Raw genomic sequence first — 20067 nt, forward strand, 5'->3', positions numbered from 1 at the left:
TCGGCTCCGAAGGCCACGACAAGGAGAACCCCATGCCGAACGTCACTCTCATCGCCCGCGAAGACGCCACCGGAGCCACCGCAGAACACCTCGACCAGATCGCCGGTGCGTTCGGAGCGGTCCCCGCCATGTTCCGCGCCGTCGCCAACTCGCCTTCCACCCTGGCCAGCATGTGGGGTGCCTTCGGCGCGTTCGGCGAGGGCTCGCTCGGCCCGCAGCTCAGCGAGCTGATCGCCGTTGCCGTCGCCGACCGCAATTCCTGCGGGTACTGCCTGGCCGCGCACACCGCACTCGGCCGCAAGGCCGGACTGACGAGTGAGCAGCTCTCGGCCGCCCAGGGTGGCGAGTCCGACGACCGGCGCACCGCGGCTCTGCTGGCTTTCGCCCTGAAGCTCGTCGACGAGCGCGGCCAGACCTCGTCGGCCGACCTCGACGTGCTGCGCGAGCACGGCTGGACCGACGAGCAGATCGTCGAGACGATCGGACAGGTCGCCCTCAACATCTTCACGAACTACGTGAACATCTCGCTGGATGTGCCCGTCGACTTCGCGGCCGTGCCGCTGCGGCGCGCAGCGGCGCCTGTGGCCTGAGTGCGGATGAGCGTGGTTCTCGGTGGCGTCGACCCACGTCACCGAGAACCACGCGCGCATCGTGCGGGCATCGCAGACCGCACGTGTTTGATCAGGCGCGCGGGGCGCAGGGCGGTGTTTCACCTGCGCTATCGTCTAACCGGAAACGTGCGTTTTCCGGTATATCGGCTCCCCACGCGAAAGACGGTTGATGATCACCACGCCCCACGACACCGGCTCCTTGAACCGTCGCACACTGTTGAAGGGCGCAGCCTGGTCGGCGCCCGTCGTCGCGATGGCCGTTGCGGTGCCGAGCGCTGCGGCTTCGACCGTCCCTGCGCCGCAGGTGGACGCGTGGGCACAGGCGCACATGCCCCTCGAGGCCCCAAATGGAACGATCGACGGCACGTACAACTACTACACGGGCCCACGAGTGTTGAGCTATCGCATGGCGTACGGCAACAACGGCCCCGACCCCATTCCGGCTGGGGCGACCGTGACGATCGACCTCCCGTTCGCTGCACTCTGGGATGTCGGGACGATGCAGGTTGTCGAAGACCTCAGCGGTGTCGCACCGACATTCGTCAGTGGCACCGCGGTCGCCTACGACGGCGTCAACGAGAACGCCAACTTCAACTACTGGCGCTGGAACTTCCACCTCGGCCGCGCGATCGAACCGGGCGAGAGCTTCACCCTCACGTACCGCGTGTCGCTCACCGCCGCAACGACGGCGGCGAGCGACACGTTCCGCGTGCGCAGCCGCGCGACCATTGCCGTAGGCGGCACAGGGGCGCAAGACACCAACACGACGAACAATGTCGGGCACTCGGCGGCCTTCACCGCCTACAACTCCGCGAGCGCTTCTCAGGACGCATAATCAGTCCCCCCAGTTCGACGGCACCGCGATGTCGGTGGCAGGCGGCAGGATTGCCCCATGCCCATCGACATCGCGGCCAGCCGCTCGGCCGACCGACCGCGGCACCGTCACAATAGAGAGGTGACGACTGCGCCTTCCCTCCACCCGGAGGACACCGCCGCGCTGCGCAAGGCGCGGGGCGCGTTCTTCACGCCCGCGGCGATCACCGCGCACATCGCCGCGTGGGCGATCCGCGACGCATCGGATGCTGTCCTCGAGCCATCCGCCGGAGACGCGGCGTTCCTGGTGTCGGCCGTCGAGCGCCTGCGCTCGCTGGCATCCGATGGTTCCGCTCCGCGCGTCGACGGCGTCGAGATCCACGCGCACAGCGCCCACGTCGGTAGCGAGCGCGTACGCGCGGCGGGAGGCATCCCGCACATCACTGTGCAGGACTTCTTCCTGGTCGAGCCGACGCCGACGTACGACGCGGTGATCGGAAACCCGCCCTACATCCGATACCAGGACTTCTCGGGCGAAGCGCGCACGCGCTCCCGCGCCGCGGCGCTGCGCGCCGGCGTCTCGCTGACCGGCCTGGCGTCAAGTTGGGCGGCCTTCACCGTGCAGTCGGCACTGTTCCTCAAGCCCGGTGGTCGCCTGGGACTGGTGCTGCCCGCCGAACTGCTCTCGGTCAACTACGCCGCTCCCGTGCGCCGGTTCCTGTTCGAGAACTTCCGCTCGGTCGAGCTGATCCTCTTCGACGAACAGGTCTTCCCCGAGGCTGAGGCCGACGTGGTGCTGCTGCTCGCCGACGGCTTCCGACAGGGCCCCACAGATCGCGGCCTGTTCCGTCAGACCCGCAATGCCGCGACTCTCGACGCGCTCCCCGCGGGCACCACCTGGGCGCCTCTGACTCCCGATGCCAAGTGGACCGGCAGCATCGTCGACCCCAATGCCGTCGAACCCCTGCGTACGCTGCGCGCCGAAGGGCACTTCACCGACCTCGAGGCCTGGGGTGACACGACGCTCGGCATCGTGACCGGCAACAACCGCTACTTCACCCTCTCGCCCGAGCGGGCCAAGCGGCTGGGCCTCGACCGCAGCGAACTGCTGCGCCTCTCCCCTCCCGGCAGCGCGCACCTGCGTGGCCTCGCGCTGACGGCGAGGGCATGGCATCAGTTGGGCGCCGCCGAGAAATCGACCCTGCTGTTCTCGCCGCGCGCGAAGCCGTCGCGCGCCGCTCAGGACTACATCCGCTATGGCGAGGCCACCGGCGTCGACACGGCCTACAAGTGCCGGGTGCGCAAAGAGTGGCACCGCGTGCCCCTCGTCAAGCCGGCCGACCTGCTGCTGACGTACATGAACGCCGATACCCCGCGGCTGACGACCAACGCGGCCCGCGCGCACCATCTCAACTCGGTGCACGGCGTGTATCTCAAGCCCGAGCTGCGCGATGCCGGCGCCGACCTGCTGCCGCTGGCGAGCCTCAACTCGGTCACGCTGCTCAACGCCGAGATGGTCGGCCGCGCCTACGGCGGCGGCATCCTCAAGATCGAACCCCGTGAGGCCGACCGGTGGGCGATGCCCACCCCGGCGCTGATCGCCGAGCACGCCGACCGGTTGCGGGCGGCGAAGCCGCAGGTGGCGCGGATGCTGCGCTCTGGCCGCCTGCACGATGCCGTCGCCGTGGTCGACGAGGTGCTGCTGCGCTCATCGGGCCGCACGTCGGAGTCCGAGCTGCTCGCGATCCGTGCCGCCCATGCCGAACTCACCCGCCGCCGAGTCACCAGGGGAGCCAGTGGCCGCTGAACCCACCGCGAAGAACAAGGCCTGGGCGCTGTTCGATCGGATCGTCGATGACGCCGCCCCGGGCGGAGAGCACAGCAACCCGTGGACGATGGGCGAGGACGGCGAGCTGCGCTACGTGCCCGACTACGACACGCTTGCCCGACTACTGGGTGTGCCACTGCACCTGGGCGCGGCCTCGCGCACCGGCGTTCCCGCGCTCGCTCTCGACGTCTGGCTGAGTTACGAGCTGCGGCGCTCCGGGTTCGACGCGGATGCCACCTGGCCGCGAGCCACCAGCCCCCGCATCCTTCCGGCGCCCGTGGCGAACCTGCTCAAAGCACTTCCCGGTAAGGAACGCCGGGCGATCGGCGAGCGCCTCGCGGCCGCGTCGTCAGTGCCCGGCGTGACCTCGTCGAGTGCCAGCATCCTCGGCAAGAACTACTTCAAACAGGTCGATGTCATCATGACCGACTGGGCCACCGGGCCAGAGCTGCTGATCTCGACCAAGCGCATGGACTCGTCATACGGCAAGAACGCCGCCAATCGGGTCGAGGAGTCATACGGCGATGCGAAGAACCTGCGTCTGCGGCATCCGCTCGCAGCCCTCGGTTTCGTCTTCGCGTTGCGCGCCGACATCCTGCACAAAGAGCCCGACACGGCCGACTGGCTGATCGACCTGTTGCAGAAGCTCGGCCGTGAGGACGACGCGTACCACGCGACCTGCCTCGTGATGATCGACTACGACGACACCGTGGCGCCCATCACCGAACCAGACGAAGACCCCGAGAATCCTCTCGTCGCCGCCGGCCTCACCGACGACCCGCATGCCGACGGCACCCCTGTCGACGCCGAGGACGCAGAGATCACGCGCGCCCTGAGCGCGCTGCCGCGAGTCACCATTCGTCACGATGCGATCCCCGCGGCACTCACCCCGGCACGCTTTCTGGCCGAGATGGTCACCCGGGTGCTCGATGCCGCGCCGGTCAACCTGCACAAAGAGGTCAGGCGACGTCGCCGCACGGCGCCGCCGATCGGCTGACGCCTCGGCTATCGACGGAGCGCTCAGGCGATCTCGTGACGCCCCGACACGCACCGACCCCCGCCTCACGCGAACAGGTCGTCGAACTCGTCGAGCCGCACTCGCGCGGTGGCCGTCCTCGCCCCGTGCCCCTGCCCCGGGGTGTCGTGTCCCGCCGCGTCGCCCGGGCTCCCCGCCCGACCGGCCGCGTCGCCCTCGGCCGTATCGACCGTCTGCATCAGCGCCCGGGCCTCGGCCGTGAGAAAGCGGCTCGGCTTCGCCACCACGTGGCGGGCGAGGAACGACGTGGGATGCGTGGGCAACCGCGCCGGCGCGTACACGTCGAGCGTGTCGCGCGCCCGAGTGAGTGCCACGTAGAACAGCCGCTGCTCCTCGGCCAGCCCCGATGACGACGACAACGCCATGTCTGACGGCATCGACCCATCGCACGAGCGAATCACGTGCACGGCGCTGAACTCGAGCCCCTTGGCCGAGTGGATGGTCGAGAGCGTCACCCAGTCCTCATCGAGATGCGGCTTCTTCGCCCAATCCCCCGCGACGTTCGTCGGATCGAGGGCCTGCTCGCTCACGAACATCCGCAGATCGGACTGCCGCGCGGCCGCCTCAGCGATGCCATCGACATCCGTCACCCGCCGCTGCCAGTCAGGGTAGTGCGCACGCAACAGTGGGTCGACGGCACCGCGACAGGCCTCCACGAGCTCGGGCACGGTTGTCGTGGCATCCACCGCGCCCAGCAACGAAAGCGTCGATGCCAGTCCGGTGCGCGCCTTTGCGGGTGCTGCGGCGACAGCATCCGCCGCGCGGTCGATCCCACCATCGGCGAGGATCCCCGCCAGCGTGCGCGCCGACACTTTGCCGATGGCGCGATGACGGGTCAGCAGCCGATACCAGGAGACCTCGTCGGCGGGGTTGAGCACCACCCGGAATCCCGCCAGCAGATCGCGCACGTGCGAGGTCTCGAGGTACCCGATGCCACCGAACTTGTGGAACGGGATACCCCGCACCTTCAGTTCGACTTCCAGCAGCGCGCTGTGCGATCCGGTGCGCATCAGCACGGCCTGTTCGCGCAGGGGCATGCCGTCGGCGTGGGCCGCGAGAACCCGGTCGGCGACCGTGCGCGCCTCATCATCGGCATTGCGGCAGACGACGAGCGCCGGCGCGACGCCTGGATCCGCACGGTCAGCCCGCAGACGCAGCCCCAGGTCGCCGGGACGCACCTCGTTGGCCAGGTCGAGGATCGGCTGGGTCGAGCGGAAGTTGCGTTCCAACCGCACGACCGTCGCGTCATCGAAGCTCTCGGCGAGCCCCAACAGGTGCCCCGCGCTCGCCCCGCGGAACCCGTAGATCGCCTGCGCATCGTCACCGACCACCGTGAGCCCCCGCCCATCGGGGGCAAGGCCGCGCACGATGTCGACCTGCAGGCTGTTGACGTCTTGGTACTCGTCGACGAGCACCCAGTCCCATCGCGCGCGCAGGCGCGCTCCGACATCGGGGTCGCGCACCAGCGCCCGCCATGCGATGAGCAGGTCGTCGAAGTCGAGCAGGCCGCGCTCGCGCTTTCGGATGCTGTAGTGCCGCAGCAGAGCGAGCACCGCGTCGGCGTGCTCGAGCGCCCACGGGAACTGCTCGTCGATCACCTGCCGGGCCGGGGTGCCGGTATTGATCGCCCGCGAACCGATGTCGGCAATGGTGCGCGTGGTCGGCAGGCGCGTGGTCTGCCCGGCCGGCCCTGTGCCGTCGAGGCCGTGCTCGGAGCGCAGCAGATCGAGCAGATCGATCACGTCGTCGGGGTCGAGCACCGTGACATCGGCCAGCCCCAGGTGCTGCGCATGTTCGGCGATGATCCGGTGCGCCACCGCGTGGAAGGTGCCGCCGGCGATCCGCTGCGCCGACTGCGCGTCACCGCACATCGCCGCGGCGCGCGTGATCATCGACGCCGCCGCGCGCCGCGTGAAGGTGAGCAGCAGCATCCGCTCGGGCGCCACCCCGGCCTGCAACAGGCGGGCCACGCGCGCGGTGAGCACGCGGGTCTTGCCGGTGCCCGCACCGGCCGCGATCACCAGCGGTCCATCGCCATGCTCGACGGCCTGCAGTTGAGCGGCGTCGAGTCCGGCGAGTGCATCGTTCTCTGTCACACGGGCGACGGTACCCGCGGGGTCAGACACTCAGCATTGGCCCCCCGGCTCGCGCATTCACCCCAGCCTCCAGCATCCGCCCCCTCCAGCATACGCCCCGCTCGCGTCACCGAGAACAGGCTCGTTGCCCGGAACAGGCCCTTCTCCGCAGAATCAGCCTGTTCTCACGAACGAGCCTGTTCTCGTACACGCCTGCCCGGCACGAGAGGGCACACGGACCCCGCTCAATGCGTCGTTGTGACCCCGAGCGTGTCGTGCACGATGACCGCCGCCACCCGCGCCCCGGCACCGGCAGCGACTACGAGTTGTTGCGGGCCGGGGGCGGCGATGTCGCCCGCGGCGTACAGCCCCGACCGGCTGGTGCGCCCCGACCGATCGACGATCAGATGCCCGTCCTCATCGATATCTGGCATCACCTCGCGCAGATAGGCGAGCTCGGCGTCCCACTGCGGCTGCACGAAGCCTCCGTCGATCGCGTGGTCGCCGCCGTCGGCGACGCGGATGCCCGTGATCACGCCCCGTTCGCCGCGCAGCTCGACGATCGGCGAGCGCTCCACCGCGATCCCCTGCGCGATCAGCTCGGCTTCCTCATCGGGCCCGATCACCGCCGAACCGTGGGTGAACACCGTCAGCCGGGAGGTCCACCGCGCAATCAGCCGTGCCCTGGCGACGAGGTCGGCGCTCTCACCGATCAGCGCCAGACTCTTCTCGCGCAGGTCCCAGGCGTCACAGGCGACGCAGCTGAACAGGCTCACGCCGTAGAACCCGCGCAGATTGGGCACATCGGGCAGCTGCTCGCGCACTCCGGTCGCCAGTAGCACGGCCCGCGCGCGCACAACGTCTGTCGGTTCTCGGCGGCCGACCTCGGCGAGGAAGCCGTCGGCGGCGGCCGCGATGCCGAACACACGCCGCCGGGTGCGGATCACGACGTTCGGATAGCCCGCGAGCTCCTCACGTGCGAGACGGCGCAGCTCGTGTGGCGAGACGCCGTCGCGGGTGAGGAAGCCGTGCGACACCAGCGTGGCCGCGTTGCGGGGACGATCGGCGTCGATCAGCAGAACGCGCATGAGCGCACGCCCCAGGTTCAGAGCGGCCGATAGCCCGGCCGGGCCGCCGCCGACGATCAGCACGTCGTACTCGGGATCAGTCATGGCCCGTCTCCTGCCCGTCGGCTGACTCGGGCAGAGACAACGCCGCCACGACCGGGTGATCGAACGCGTACACGCCGACCTTCGCCGCGCCGCCCGGTGAGCCGATCTCGTCAAAGAACTCGACGTTCGCGGAGTAGTAATCGGACCACTCGTCGGGCACGTCATCCTCGTAGTAGATCGCCTCGACGGGGCAGACCGGCTCGCAGGCGCCGCAGTCGACGCACTCGTCGGGATGGATGTACAGCGACCGCTCGCCCTCGTAGATGCAGTCCACCGGGCACTCATCGATGCATGCCCGGTCCTTAACGTCCACACACGGCAGCGCGATCACGTAGGTCATCGGACCAGCACCCCGTCGCGCGACACCGCCACCTGCTCTTCGCGCGGCACGACCTTGACCCGCTCGCGGGTGTGCACGTGCGATTCGCCGAGCGCCCGCTCGCGGGCATCCAACGCCAGCCATCCGTCCCACGTCGTGTAGGCGGTCTCGCGCTCGTCGAGCAGGTCGAGCACGTCGCCCGCACGCCCCGGCGCGGCCAGAGAGCCAGCGTTGCCGAGCACGCCCGCGCCAGCATCCGCGATCAGATTCGTGACGGTCTCGAGGGCATCCGACTTGGTGTGCCCGATCAGCCCCACCGGGCCCCGTTTGATCCACCCGGTGGCGTACAGCCCCGGCTCGCCGACGACGCGACCGCCCTCATTCGGCACCACGCCGTGCGCCTCGTCGAAGGGCGCACCGACCACTCGCGTGCCGTAGTAGCCGACGGCACGGTAGACCGCCTGCACGTCGTATTCGCGCACCTCGCCGGTGCGTTCGAGCGCGCCGTCGGCGCCGGCGCGAGTGCGCTCGAATCGGATGCCCGAGACTCGCCCCTCACCCTCGATCGCCACGGGAGCATGCCAAAAATGCAGATGCAGCCGGCGCGATGCCGTGCCGGCCGGCCGCCCGCGCCAGCTGTTCAGGGTGCGCAGCATGACCTTCATCTGATTGTTCGGCGCATCCGCAGGGTCGACGCCCTCGAAGTCCTCGTCGTACAGCACGACGTCGACGCCGGGGACCTCGCCGAGTTCGCGCAGCTCGATCGGGGTGAACTTGATGCCGGCGGGACCACGGCGCCCGAACACGTGCACGTCGGCAACGGCCGAGGCCTCGAGCCCAGCGAGTACGTTGTCGGGAATCTCAGTACTGCGCAGATCCTCGGCATGCTTGGCGAGCACCCGCGCCACATCAAGGGCGACATTGCCATTGCCGATGACGGCCACCGATCTCGCGTCCAGCGGCCAGGTGCGCGCAACATCGGGATGCCCGTCGAACCACGCAACGAAGTCGGCCGCGCCGTAAGAGCCGGGCAGGTCGACACCGGGCACGTCCAGTGCGGCGTCACGGATCGCACCGGTGGCGAGAATGACCGCGTGATAGCGCTCACGCAACTCGTCGAGCGCGATGTCGCGGCCGACCTCAACGTTGCCGATGAACCGGATCGTGCGGCGCGCGGCGCCCTCGATCTGGGCGTCGAGCATCTCGTGCAGCGAGTTCACGATGCCCTTGATGCGCGGGTGGTCGGGCGCGACGCCGTACCGGATGAGGCCGTACGGGGCGGGCAGCGATTCGAACAGGTCGATCTCGACGCTCTCGATCGGATGCTGCCCTTCGGCCGCTTCGGGAGCCACATCTCGAAGTGCGTCGACCGCGGTGGCCAGCAGGTTGCCGGCGTAGATGCCGGCGGGACCGGCGCCGACGATCGCGACGCGCAGGGTCAGAGGAGTGGAGGTCATGGTGTTGGCTTTCTGGGCAAGGCTGGTTCAGCGTGATGAGCGAGTTCAGCGGGAGCGAGTGGGTTCAGCGGTGGTCAGCGCGCTCTCGACGGCCGAGGCGAGACTCGTGTCGACGGCGAGGCCGGCATCGAGGGCATCTGCCCATCGCCGCCTCGGCTTCGCCCGATCGTGCGGCGCCGTCCGCCGGACGGGTCCCCCGTACGCGGCGTGCGGGCTCAGCCGCACGACCTCGCCGACCACGATCACGGCCGGCGAGCGCACCTGCCGCTGTGCCGCTAGATGCGCGATCGTGCCGAGGGTGCCGATCGTGACCCGCTCCGCCTCGCCGTAGCCGTCCTCGATGATGGCAACGGGGCAGTCGCGACCGCGGGCACCGGCTGCCAGCACGTGTGCGGAATGGCCGAGTGTGCTGACCCCCATCAGCAGCACCAGGGTGTGGTCGCCCACTGACCGGGTCAGCATGCCGCCCGCCGCGAGCTGATCGTGTGCGCTGACGACCGTGAACGACGCTGCGACACCGCGATGAGTGAGCGGGATGCCCGCGATCGCCGGCACCGAGACGGCGCTGGTGATGCCGGGCACCACCTCGACCGGTACCCCTGCCGCTTCGCAGTGCAGCTGCTCCTCACGGCCACGGCCGAACACGAACGGATCGCCGCCCTTGAGTCTGACGACGTGCTCGCCGCAGAGGGCGCGCTGCACCAGCAGATCGTTGATGCCGTCCTGCGGCACCCGATGGTGACCGGGCAGCTTTCCCACGTCGATCACCTCGGCTGCAAGCACGATGCCGTCGTCTGCCAGCTGGGCGAGCACCTGCCGGGCGCCCAGCCGGTCGGCGACAATCACGTCGGCCTTCTCGAGCGCTCGAAGAGCGCGCAGGGTCAGCAGCCCGGCGTCGCCTGGTCCCGCCCCGACGAGCGTGACATGTCCGGTCATCTGGCACCTCCGAGGATGAGGCCGCGCCCGCGCAGCATGCGCCGCTCGAGGGGCCCGAAGATCACGAGTTCGATCAGGATGCCGATGCCCAGGATCAGGATGATCGTGCCGAGCACGGCGGCGAGGTCGGCGAGTTCGCGGGACTGCTGCAGCATCGAGCCGAGGCCGAAGCCGATCGAGCCGCCCACAGCGATGATCTCGGCCGCCATCAGCGATCGCCACGAGAAAGCCCACCCCTGCTTGAGGCCGGCGACATAGCCGGGCAGGGATGCCGGCAACGCGATCTCAGTGGCCAGTTGCCAGCGGCTCGCGCCGAGCACCGTGCCGACCCGGCGCAGCTGCGGCGGCACCTGGTCGATGCCCGAGAGCAGACCGTTGACGATCGAGGGGATCGCGCCCATCAGGATCACGAAGTAGGCCGTGGCGTCAGAGAGGCCGAACCAGATGATCGCAGCCGGCACCCAGGCGACCGAGGGCAGCACCTGCAGGCCCGAGATGAGCGGACCGGCGGCGCGCCGCAGCGGCTTCCACTCCGCAAGTAGCAGTGCGAGCGGTGTGCCCACGACGATCGCGATGACGAACCCGATCACTCCGCGCTCCAGGCTGGTCGCCACCGCTTCCTGCAACCGGCCGGATGCCCACGCGTCGCCGAGGGCCGAGACGACCTGCGCGGGGCTGGGCGCTTTGTCAGGGCGCGGGTTCGCGATCGTCACGCACGCCTGCCAGATGCCGAGCAGCGCGAGCAGCAGGACGATTGGCGGCAGCACCTTCGACAGCACGTCGCGCACGGGCGACGTGCGATCGGTTTGGCCGGACTGCAGCCGGTCGAGGCCGGCCGAGAGCGTGTCGAGATCGACCTGCTCTGCTATGGCGTTCTCAGGAGGCATTTCGGGCGATCTCCTTGCGCAGCTCGGCGGTGATCTCTGCGGCCAGCGCCGCCACCTCGGGGGATTCGATGCGGCGGCCGACGGTGTTGCGGATGCGCCACTCCCCCGCGATGCGACCGGGCCGGCTGGAGAGCAGGATGACCCGCTGCCCCAGCCTGGCCGCTTCGCGCACGTTGTGGGTGACGAACACGATCGTGCGGCCGGTGGCGCGCCAGACCCGCTCGAGCTCCTCATGCAGCAGATCGCGGGTGATGGCATCCAGCGCCGCGAAGGGCTCATCCATCAGCAGCACCGGACGGTCCTGCGCCAGCGCCCTCGCGAGCGCGACGCGCTGCCGCATGCCACCGGAGAGCTCGTGCGGACGCTTCTGTGCCGCCTCGGTGAGGTTCACGGTGCCGAGCAGCCGTTCGGCACCGACCCGACGCTCGCCACGCGGTACCCCGCGCAGTCGCAGCGCCAGTTCGATGTTCTTGCGGGCCGTGAGCCACGGCATCAGCGCGGCCTCCTGGAACATCACCGCCGCGCCCTTCGCAGAACCCGCACGGTGCGACGGGGTCGCGGCGAGCTCGACCGTGCCGGCGCTGGCCGCTTCGAGTCCGGCGATGAGGTTCAGCAGCGTTGACTTGCCGCAGCCTGAGGCGCCGAGCAGGCAGACGAACTCGCCGGGGGCGATGTCGAGTGAGATGTCGTCGAGCACGACCGGCCCCGTGCCGTACCGCTTGGTGACGTGCGAGACCCGCACGGCGGGAGTGACAACAGGAGCCAGCGACGGCGCCGGGTCGATGCCGTCGAAGCTCGGCGCCAGTCGGGCGGTGGATGCTGGGGCATCCACACTCTTGGCTGCGAAGGCGCCCATCAGTCCACGCCCAGCCCGGCTGCCGATACAGCCTCCTGGTCGTCGTCCGCCAGCTGCGCGTTCAACGCCCGCAGGTCGAACAGCCCGTCGATCGACCCTTCCTTCTGCGTGCCGGCGGCCAGACCGTTCTGCACGAGTCTCTCGAACGTCTCGGCGTGCGGATCGACCGTGAAGGTCACGTTCTGCAGCGCACGGGTCAGTACCTCGTCGGACAGGCCCTTGCCCGTGGCCTCCTCCAGCGCGGCGTTGATCACCGCCGGCGCCTGGCCGGCGTTATCGGCGAGCCATTGCACCGAGGCGATGTGCCCGGCGAGCAGATCGTCGACGGCATCCGGATGCTGCCGCGCGAAGTCCGCGCGCACCAGCAGCACCGTCGTCGGGAACGCGCCATCGTCCCAGAGATCCCTCTCATCGACGAGCACCGTCGCACCGGCCTCGACCACAAGCCGCGACACCCACGGCTCGGGCAGCCAGGCGCCGTCGACGCCGCCTTCCTGGAACAGGGTGAACGTCAGCGCGTTCTCGGTCGGCGTGATGTTCACATCGCCGCCGCCCGAAACGGACGTCGCCAGCCCCTCGTCGGTCAGCCAGCTGCGCAGCGCGACATCCTGCGTGTTGCCGAGCTGCGGGGTCGCGATGGTGCTCCCCCTCAGGTCGTCGATGCCCGTGATCTCGTCGTCCACGACCAGCGCCGCACCGCCCGATGTCGCCCCGGCGATGATCTTCGCCGACTGCCCGCCCGACTGGATGAACGTGTTGATCGCGGGGTTCGGACCGATGTAGGCGGCATCGATCGCGCCGGCCGACAGCGCCTCGATCGCGGCCGGGCCGGCCCCCAGCACCTCGGCCTTCAGCTCGACGTCGCCCAGCGCGTCCTGCAGCAGGCCCTCCGAGATGCCGACGAGTGCCGGCGCGTGGGTCACGTTGGCGAAGTAACCCACGCGCACTTCCGCGAGGTCTGCGCCGTTCTGATCGGCGGATGCTGAGGCACAGCCCGCGAGCATCATGACGGCCAGTCCAAGGGCGGTCAGAGCGGTGGTCCTGCGGGTGATCTTCACGGGTTTCGCCTCCTCAGCGTCCGTTGTGCATGTGATTCGGTTCAGTCCACGACGGTCGCGGCGGCGAGCGTCGCACCATCGCCGGGGTGGATCAGCACGAGCGAGCCGTTCGAGCGATCGATGGCATACGGCTCGAGCGGCAGCTCGGCGGCGAAGCGCAGCCGCACCCGCCCGATCTCGTTCACCGCGATCGATTCGGCCTCAAGATGCGCCAGCGTCTCGAGGTCACGCCGGTCGATCACCTCGGCTACCAGCGCCTGCACGGTAGCGGTGCCGTGTTTGACGAGTACCTTCGCCCCGACGCTGACGGCGCGCGAGTCGAGCTGGAACAGCTCGACGATGGCTTCGCGATTGCCCGACGGCACGGTGCCTGCGGCTGAGATGAGCGCCCCGCGCGCAGCATCCACCTCATCCGCGAGCGTCACCGCGACCGACTCGGGCGCGGTGGCGGCGTCGACCTCGACGCCCGCGGAGAGGATGCTCGTGACGGTCGTCTCATGCCCGCCGGGGAACACCTCGACACGGTCACCGACGCGCACCTCACCCGACGAGATGCGCCCGGCGAAGCCACGAAAGTCGCGGTACCGCTCGGGGTCATCGATGTCGGGACGCAGCCCGCCCTGCGGGCGCAGCACCAACTGCACCGGAAGACGGAACGCGGATGCCCGGTGCTCGGCATCCGCCGTGCTCGGCAGCGTCTCGAGCAGCTGCAGCAGGGTGACGCCGTCGTACCAATGGGTGCGCTCCGAGCGATCGACGATGTTGTCGCCCTCCAGCGCCGAGACAGGGAGCACATGGATGCCCCGCAGCCCCAGCTGCTCGGCGACCCGCTCAGCCTCAAGCTCGATCTCGCTGAAGCGGTCTTCGTCGAAGCCGATCAGGTCGATCTTGTTCACGGCGATGATCACGTGCGGCACGCGCAGCAGCGACACGACGGCCAGATGCCGGCGGGTCTGCTCGACCACGCCCTTGCGCGCGTCGACCAGCACGACCACGGCGTCGGCGGTGGCCGACCCGGTGACCATGTTGCGGGTGTACTGCACGTGACCGGGGCAATCGGCCAGGATGAAGCTGCGCCTGCCCGTCGAGAAGTAGCGGTAGGCGACGTCGATCGTGATGCCCTGCTCGCGCTCGGCCCGCAGTCCATCGGTGAGCAGCGCGAAATCGAAGTCGCCGTGAGCAAAGCCGCGCTGGCGGGACGTTGCGGCGACCTGCTCGAGCTGATCGGCGAGGATCGCCTTCGCGTCGTGCAGCAGGCGACCGACCAGGGTCGATTTCCCGTCGTCGACCGACCCGGCCGTGGCGAAGCGGAACAGTCCGCTACCGGTGGTGTCGGTGGTCATCAGAAGTATCCGTTCTTCTTGCGGTCTTCCATGGCGGCCTCGCTGATCCGGTCGTCGGCGCGCGTCGCGCCGCGCTCGGTGAGGGTCGAGCGGGCAACCTCGACCACCACGGACGCGGTGTCGGCAGCATCCGACTCCACCGCCCCGGTGCAGCTCATGTCGCCGACGGTTCGGTAGCGCACGGTGCGGCGCTCGACCTGCTCGTCGGGGAGCGGCTGCGAGAACTCGCCCACCCCACGCCACATGCCGTCCCGGCGGAACACGTCGCGCTCGTGCGCGAAGTACAGGGGTGGCAGCGGAATGCCCTCGCGCTCGATGTAGCTCCACACGTCGAGCTCGGTCCAGTTCGAGATCGGGAACGCCCGCACGTGCTGGCCGGGCAGGTGGCGGCCGTTGTACAGGCTCCACAGCTCGGGGCGCTGATTGCGCGGATCCCACTGCCCGAACTCGTCTCGCAACGAGATGATGCGTTCCTTGGCGCGGGCCTTGTCTTCGTCGCGGCGGGCTCCGCCGAAGACGGCGTCGTGCCGGCCCGCGGCGATCGCGTCGAGCAGCGGCTGCGTCTGCAACGGATTGCGGGTGCCATCAGGGCGCTCGGCCAGGCGGCCGTCGTCGATGTAGTCCTGTACTCGTGCGACCTCGAGTGTCAGACCGAAACGGGCGACCGTCTCATCGCGGAACGCCAGCACCTCGGGAAAGTTGTGCCCGGTGTCGACGTGCAGCACCGGGAACGGCACCCGCCCGGGCGCGAACGCCCTGGTGGCCAGGTGCAGCACCAGCACCGAGTCTTTGCCGCCCGAGAACAGCAACACGGGACGCTCGAACTCGGCGACTACCTCACGGATGATGTGGATGGCCTCGGCCTCGAGCGTGTCGAGGGTGCCCTGAATGGGGCGTTTCGTCTCGTCGCTTCGCTGGGCGCTCAACGACCGGAAGGTGATGGTACTCATGTGTGCAGTCCGCATTCTGTCTTCGCCTGGCCGGCCCAGCGGCCGGAACGGGGGTCTTCGCCGGGCGCGACCGGTCTGGTGCACGGCTGGCATCCGATCGACGGGTAACCGAAGTCGGTCAGGAGGTTCACCGGGGCACGGTGCTCGGCGGCGTAGGCGAGCACCTGGTCGAGGCTCCACGCCGCGATGGGGTTCACCTTGACCAGGCCGTTGCGCTCGTCGAACGTCACCAGCGGCGTGTTCGTGCGGGTGGGCGCCTCATCGCGGCGCACGCCCGTGAACCACACCTCGTACCCGCCGAGCGCCGCCTTCAGTGGCGCCACCTTGCGGCGAGCGCAGCACAAGGCCGCATCGCGCTCGAACAGACGGGCACCGAACGCCTCGTCCTGCTCGGCGACGGTCTGCTCGGGTGTCACGTCCACGACGCGTACATCGAGCGTCCGGGCGACCTCATCGCGGGTCGCGTGGGTCTCGGTGAAGTGATAGCCGGTGTTCAGAAAGAGCACGTCCACGCCGGGCACTTGTTCGGCCACGAGGTGCGGCAGTGCCGCATCCGCCATCGAGCAGGCCACGGCGGCAGCATCCGCCCCGAAGTGGCGCGCGACCCACGCGACGACCTCGGTCGCCGACGCTTCGCCGTCCGTCAGGCTTCCCAACTCGGCATCCCCCTGCGCGGCGAGCGCCGCGAGCTCGTCGCGGGTTCGCTTGGTCTGCAGCCGGGGCGCGAGACTGACGCTCACGACGCGCCGCCTTCGTCGGGCTCTCCCCGGAGAGCCTCCTCGTCAGCCCTATGCGCCCAGTGCGCAAAGGTCTCGCCCGAGTCGCGGTCGGCGAGGTAGCGGCGGATGACGCGCTCGGCGTAGTCGGCGATGCCATCAGCGGGCACCTTCAGCCCGCGCACGGTGCGCCCCAGCCCGGCCTCCGGACGCCCCTCGGTGGCCAGTCCCCCGCCGAGGTGCACCTGGTAGCCGGGCACCTGCTGACCGTCGATCGTCACCAGCTGCCCCTTCAGACCGATGTCGGCGGTCTGGATGCGGGCGCACGAGTTCGGGCATCCGTTCACGTGCAGGGTGATGGTCTGCCCGATCTCGGGTTCGAGGGCGCCGAGACGTTCTTCGAGCTGCTCGATCGCGTTCGCCGCGTTGACCTTGGTCTCGACGATCGCGAGCTTGCAGAACTCAATGCCCGTGCAGGCCATCGTGCCACGGCGGAACAGGCTGGGACGCGACGGCAGCCCCAGGTCGTCGAGTCCGGCGATGACGTTCTGCACGCGGTCTTCGGGGATGTCGAGGATCAGGATCTTCTGGAACACCGTGGGGCGGATGCGAGTGGAGCCGTTGGCCTCGGCGAGGTCGGCCAAGCGGGTCAGGGTGGTGCCGGAGAGACGCCCGACGGTGGTGGCGGCGCCGATGTAGAACCTGCCGTCCTTCTGCCGGTGCACTCCGACGTGATCGTGTGAGCCGACCGGGTCGGCGGGTGCCGGGCCGTCGGGCAGCGGTTCGCTGAGATACTCGGCCTCGAGCACTTCGCGCAGCTTCTCGGCGCCCCAGTCGGCAAGCAGAAACTTCATGCGGGCCTTGTTACGCAGCCGGCGGTAGCCGTAGTCGCGGAAGACAGCGGTGACGCCCTCCCACACCTCGGCGACGCGGTCGGGTGTCACGAAGGCGCCCAGCCGCTCACCCAGCCGCGGCACGGTGGCGAGCGCGCCACCCACCCACAGGTCGTAGCCGACCCCCAGTTCGGGGTGCTCGACGGCCACGAACGAGCAGTCGTTGATCTCGTGCACGACGTCGAGGCTCGGATGCCCGGTGATGGCGGTCTTGTACTTGCGCGGCAGGTTCGCGTATGACGGGTCGCCGATGTACCGCTCGATGATCTCGCGCAGTTGCGGGGTCGGGTCGATCAGCTCGTCCTCGGCAATCCCGGCGACCGCTGAGCCGAGGAAGGTGCGTGGCACATCGCCGCATGCCTCGGTGGTGTGCAGTCCGACCGCCTCGAGGCGGCGCCAGATCTCGGGCACGTCCTCGATGCGGATCCAGTGCAGCTGCACGTTCTGCCGGTCGGTGATGTCGGCGATGTCGCGCCCGAACTCGGTCGAGATGCCCGCGATCACCCGCAGCTGCTCGGTGGTGAGCTGGCCGCCGTCGATGCGCACCCGAAGCATGAAGTACTCATCCTCGAGCTCGTGCGGTTCCAGCTGAGCGGTGCGCCCGCCGTCGATACCGGGTTTCCGCTGGGTGTACAGGCCCCACCAGCGGAATCGGCCGTGCAGATCGGTCGGGTCAATCGAGGCGAACCCACCCTTGGCGTAAATGGTCTCGATGCGCTCGCGCACGTTCAGGCCGCCGTCGGCGAGCTTGAACTCCTCATTGGCGTTGAGCGGCGTGGTGCCGTCGACGGCCCACTGCCCGTGAGGCTTCGACGGGGTGCGTGCCGTACGCGTTCGTGCGCCGCGAACGGGGGCCTGCTGTTCGACAGTCATGATCTCGCTCTCGTACCGGATGCGGCGAGTGTCGCCACGAGAGGAAACCTAGATATTCGGACGGTGTCTGAAAACCCTTGACCGACTTATGACGTCAAGAATCGTCACGCCCGGTCACGCAGCGCAACGAACCACACACGAGCTACGGCGCGTGCTATTCGTGCGCGCGGTTGAGCTGTGCGGCCGCCGCTCTGGAACGCTCCAGCACGAGAGCGGTGAGCTCGGCAGGCGGCCGCCCGCCGTCGAGTAACGGAAGAGCGATCGGATGCCCGTGCGCACGGCGCACAGCAAGGTCGAAGAAGTACCCGCGAGCGAGCAGATAGGTCGCCACGACGGCATCCGGATGCTCCGCCAGCAGTTCGCCGAGTTCGGGTTCGCGGGCGGCCAGGTACCCGAGATGCACAGGCCGGCCGAGCAGAGCCCCGAACTGCTCGGCCATTCCCTCGGCGTCGACGGCGGAGCGCTCGTCGCGCGACCCCGCAACAGCGAGCACGACCGGTGTTTCCGGCACCCTTCCGGGTGAGTCCGCCGGACGCGCCGTCGGCCTTGCCGTCGGGAGCCGGCGCATGAGCACCTCGGCCAGTCGCGGGTCGGGTCCGAGCGGATCGGCCACGACGGCATCCGATCGATGCGCGACCGCACCGTGCAGGTCGTGGAAGACATGGAACCCGCTCGACAGCAGCAACGGCACGACCACGACAGGCCCGTCGATCGCCTCGAGCGCACTGGCGACGTCGGGCTGCTGCACGTCGACGAACGCCTCATGCACGGTCAGATGCGGTGCGGCAGCACGCACGGCCTCGACGAGCGCATGCACGTCGGCGGCGCCGGCGGCGTCCGAGGTGCCGTGCGAGACGGCGAGCAGTGCGGGTGAGGGCATCCCCACACACTAGTGCGGGCGCGGTGATGCGGGTGCGACGGTGGTCTGCGTCACCGAGAACAGGCTCGTTACCCGCAACAGGCCCATTTCCGCAGAATCAGCCTGTTCTCACGAACGAGCCTGTTCTCGTGCATGCACGCACGAAAGCGCGAAGCGCAACACGCAAGCACCCCTCACGCCGCCGCGCGCGACTCCAGAGCCCGGGCGATCCGCAGCACGGCCTCGCGCATGATCGGCCGGGGCGTGGCGAACACGAAGCGCGTGTATCCGACGCCGGCCTCGCCGCAGGCGGCGCCGTCGGTCATCGAGACCCCCGCGTGCTCACGGAACCACTCGCCGAGGTCACCGGTCAGCCCCGTCTCGCGGAAGTCGAGCAGCGCGATGTACGTGCCCTCAGGCATCGTCACCCGCACACCGGGCAGGTGCTCAGCCACCAGAGCCGCCAGTTCACGGCGGTTGCCATCGAGGTAGTCGGTGACCTCGTGCAGCCACTCCTCGCCGGCCGTGTACGCCGCGAGCTGGGCGATCACGCCGATCGTCGCCGTGCCGTGACCGGCCCATCCGCCGTCGGCATCCCACGCGGCCCGGCTGGCGTCATTCGACAGGATCAGCTGCGCGCACTTGAAGCCCGCCAGGTTCCATGCCTTCGACGCCGAGGTTGCCGTGATCGTGTGCTCAGCGGACGTATCCGACACCGACGCGTACGGGATGTGCTGCGCCGGCGCGTACACGAGCGGCGCGTGGATCTCATCCGAGAACACATGGCCACCGGCATCCGACACCGTCTTCGCGATCGCGAGCAACTCGTCGCGCGTCGCGACGGTACCCAGCGGGTTGTGCGGGTTGCACAGCACCAGCAGCTCGCCGCCGTCGTCGAACGCCTGCGCGACAGCATCCAGGTCCATCGTCCAACGACCGTCGACTTCGACGCTGGGCACCTCGATGACCCGGCGCCCGTGCCGCAGCGGCACGCTGAGGAACGGCATGTACGCCGGCGTGGGCACGATGACCGCGGCACCGGGCGACGTGTACGTCGTGATCGCGAACTCGTACGCGACCAGCACATCAGCCACCAGACGCACATCGTCGACCGGCACATCCCAGCCATAGTGCTCGGCGTGCCAGCGGGCCGTCGCCGCCTTCAGGGCCTCGGCCGTGGGCTGCGACAGGTATCCGGTGAACCCCTCGGTCATCGCATCGCAGACGGCCCCGGTGATGGCCGGCGCGACCCCGAAGTCCATCTCGGCGATGAACATGCCGATCGTGTCGGGAAAGCGGGTCCACTTCACGCTGCCGACCTGGCGCAGATCGTCCTCGGTGATGGCGTCGAAACTCATGACCCCATTCTGCCGTGACCGGCGCCT

18 protein-coding genes are annotated in these 20067 nt (G+C 69.4%); 4 read left to right on the forward strand and 14 right to left on the reverse strand.

What is annotated here, in order from left to right; genetic code table 11:
* The first annotated feature begins 32 nt into the window (after positions 1 to 32).
* From PTQ19_RS14680 to PTQ19_RS14695, 4 genes are all read left to right on the forward strand, one after another.
* Positions 33 to 590, forward strand: coding sequence for a carboxymuconolactone decarboxylase family protein (locus PTQ19_RS14680; RefSeq protein WP_274367877.1), 558 nt, complete (start codon positions 33 to 35; stop codon positions 588 to 590).
* 190 nt (positions 591 to 780) lie between these two features.
* Entirely contained in the window at positions 781 to 1446 is a 666-nt protein-coding gene (locus tag PTQ19_RS14685; protein ID WP_274367878.1) for a hypothetical protein, read from the forward strand.
* A gap of 57 nt (positions 1447 to 1503) precedes the next feature.
* Positions 1504 to 3231 carry an Eco57I restriction-modification methylase domain-containing protein gene (locus tag PTQ19_RS14690; RefSeq protein ID WP_274367879.1) on the forward strand — a complete coding sequence of 576 codons (1728 nt, stop codon included), beginning with the start codon at positions 1504 to 1506 and terminating at the stop codon, positions 3229 to 3231.
* Positions 3221 to 4249: a hypothetical protein gene (locus PTQ19_RS14695; RefSeq protein WP_274367880.1), complete on the forward strand. Its 1029-nt coding sequence runs from the start codon at positions 3221 to 3223 to the stop codon at positions 4247 to 4249. Before PTQ19_RS14690 ends, PTQ19_RS14695 begins: the two co-directional genes overlap by 11 nt.
* 65 nt (positions 4250 to 4314) lie before the next feature.
* Here PTQ19_RS14695 and PTQ19_RS14700 read toward each other — a convergent pair whose 3' ends face one another.
* The 14 genes from PTQ19_RS14700 to PTQ19_RS14765 all read right to left on the reverse strand — a co-directional run bounded on the left by PTQ19_RS14700 (position 4315) and on the right by PTQ19_RS14765 (position 20040).
* On the reverse strand, positions 4315 to 6384 hold the full coding sequence (locus PTQ19_RS14700) for an ATP-dependent helicase (RefSeq protein WP_274367881.1): 2070 nt from the start codon (positions 6382 to 6384) through the stop codon (positions 4315 to 4317).
* A gap of 224 nt (positions 6385 to 6608) precedes the next feature.
* A complete protein-coding gene (locus tag PTQ19_RS14705) occupies positions 6609 to 7535 on the reverse strand; it encodes an NAD(P)/FAD-dependent oxidoreductase (protein WP_274367882.1) in 927 nt (308 codons plus the stop codon).
* A complete protein-coding gene (gene fdxA, locus PTQ19_RS14710; protein ID WP_274367883.1) occupies positions 7528 to 7875 on the reverse strand; it encodes a ferredoxin in 348 nt (115 codons plus the stop codon). The genes PTQ19_RS14705 and fdxA overlap by 8 nt, the downstream gene beginning before the upstream one ends.
* Positions 7872 to 9311, reverse strand: a complete 1440-nt coding sequence (locus PTQ19_RS14715; RefSeq protein ID WP_274367884.1) for an FAD-dependent oxidoreductase — start codon at positions 9309 to 9311, stop codon at positions 7872 to 7874. Before PTQ19_RS14715 ends, fdxA begins: the two co-directional genes overlap by 4 nt.
* Positions 9312 to 9356: 45 nt before the next feature.
* Positions 9357 to 10247, reverse strand: a complete 891-nt coding sequence (gene cobA, locus PTQ19_RS14720) for a uroporphyrinogen-III C-methyltransferase (RefSeq protein ID WP_274367885.1) — start codon at positions 10245 to 10247, stop codon at positions 9357 to 9359.
* Entirely contained in the window at positions 10244 to 11134 is an 891-nt protein-coding gene (locus PTQ19_RS14725) for an ABC transporter permease (protein ID WP_274367886.1), read from the reverse strand. The genes cobA and PTQ19_RS14725 overlap by 4 nt, the downstream gene beginning before the upstream one ends.
* A complete protein-coding gene (locus PTQ19_RS14730; protein ID WP_274367887.1) occupies positions 11124 to 11990 on the reverse strand; it encodes an ABC transporter ATP-binding protein in 867 nt (288 codons plus the stop codon). Before PTQ19_RS14730 ends, PTQ19_RS14725 begins: the two co-directional genes overlap by 11 nt.
* On the reverse strand, positions 11990 to 13048 hold the full coding sequence (locus PTQ19_RS14735) for an ABC transporter substrate-binding protein (RefSeq protein ID WP_425313147.1): 1059 nt from the start codon (positions 13046 to 13048) through the stop codon (positions 11990 to 11992). The genes PTQ19_RS14730 and PTQ19_RS14735 overlap by 1 nt, the downstream gene beginning before the upstream one ends.
* Positions 13049 to 13089: 41 nt before the next feature.
* The gene (locus PTQ19_RS14740) at positions 13090 to 14391 is read right to left on the reverse strand and encodes a sulfate adenylyltransferase subunit 1 (protein ID WP_274367888.1); all 1302 of its coding nucleotides are present in this window, start codon (positions 14389 to 14391) and stop codon (positions 13090 to 13092) included.
* Complete coding sequence (cysD, locus tag PTQ19_RS14745) at positions 14391 to 15341, reverse strand: sulfate adenylyltransferase subunit CysD (RefSeq protein ID WP_274367889.1); 951 nt, start codon at positions 15339 to 15341, stop codon at positions 14391 to 14393. Before cysD ends, PTQ19_RS14740 begins: the two co-directional genes overlap by 1 nt.
* Entirely contained in the window at positions 15338 to 16081 is a 744-nt protein-coding gene (locus PTQ19_RS14750; RefSeq protein ID WP_274367890.1) for a phosphoadenylyl-sulfate reductase, read from the reverse strand. Before PTQ19_RS14750 ends, cysD begins: the two co-directional genes overlap by 4 nt.
* Positions 16078 to 17823 (reverse strand): nitrite/sulfite reductase, encoded by a 1746-nt coding sequence (locus tag PTQ19_RS14755; RefSeq protein ID WP_274367891.1) that lies wholly within the window; start codon positions 17821 to 17823, stop codon positions 16078 to 16080. Before PTQ19_RS14755 ends, PTQ19_RS14750 begins: the two co-directional genes overlap by 4 nt.
* Positions 17824 to 17977: 154 nt before the next feature.
* Entirely contained in the window at positions 17978 to 18703 is a 726-nt protein-coding gene (locus PTQ19_RS14760) for a sirohydrochlorin chelatase (protein WP_274367892.1), read from the reverse strand.
* A gap of 173 nt (positions 18704 to 18876) precedes the next feature.
* Positions 18877 to 20040, reverse strand: a complete 1164-nt coding sequence (locus tag PTQ19_RS14765; protein ID WP_274367893.1) for a MalY/PatB family protein — start codon at positions 20038 to 20040, stop codon at positions 18877 to 18879.
* Between the last annotated feature and the right edge of the window lie 27 nt (positions 20041 to 20067).

Origin of the sequence: Microbacterium esteraromaticum, assembly GCF_028747645.1 — a bacterium.
Classification (GTDB): Bacteria; Actinomycetota; Actinomycetes; order Actinomycetales; family Microbacteriaceae; genus Microbacterium; species Microbacterium esteraromaticum_C.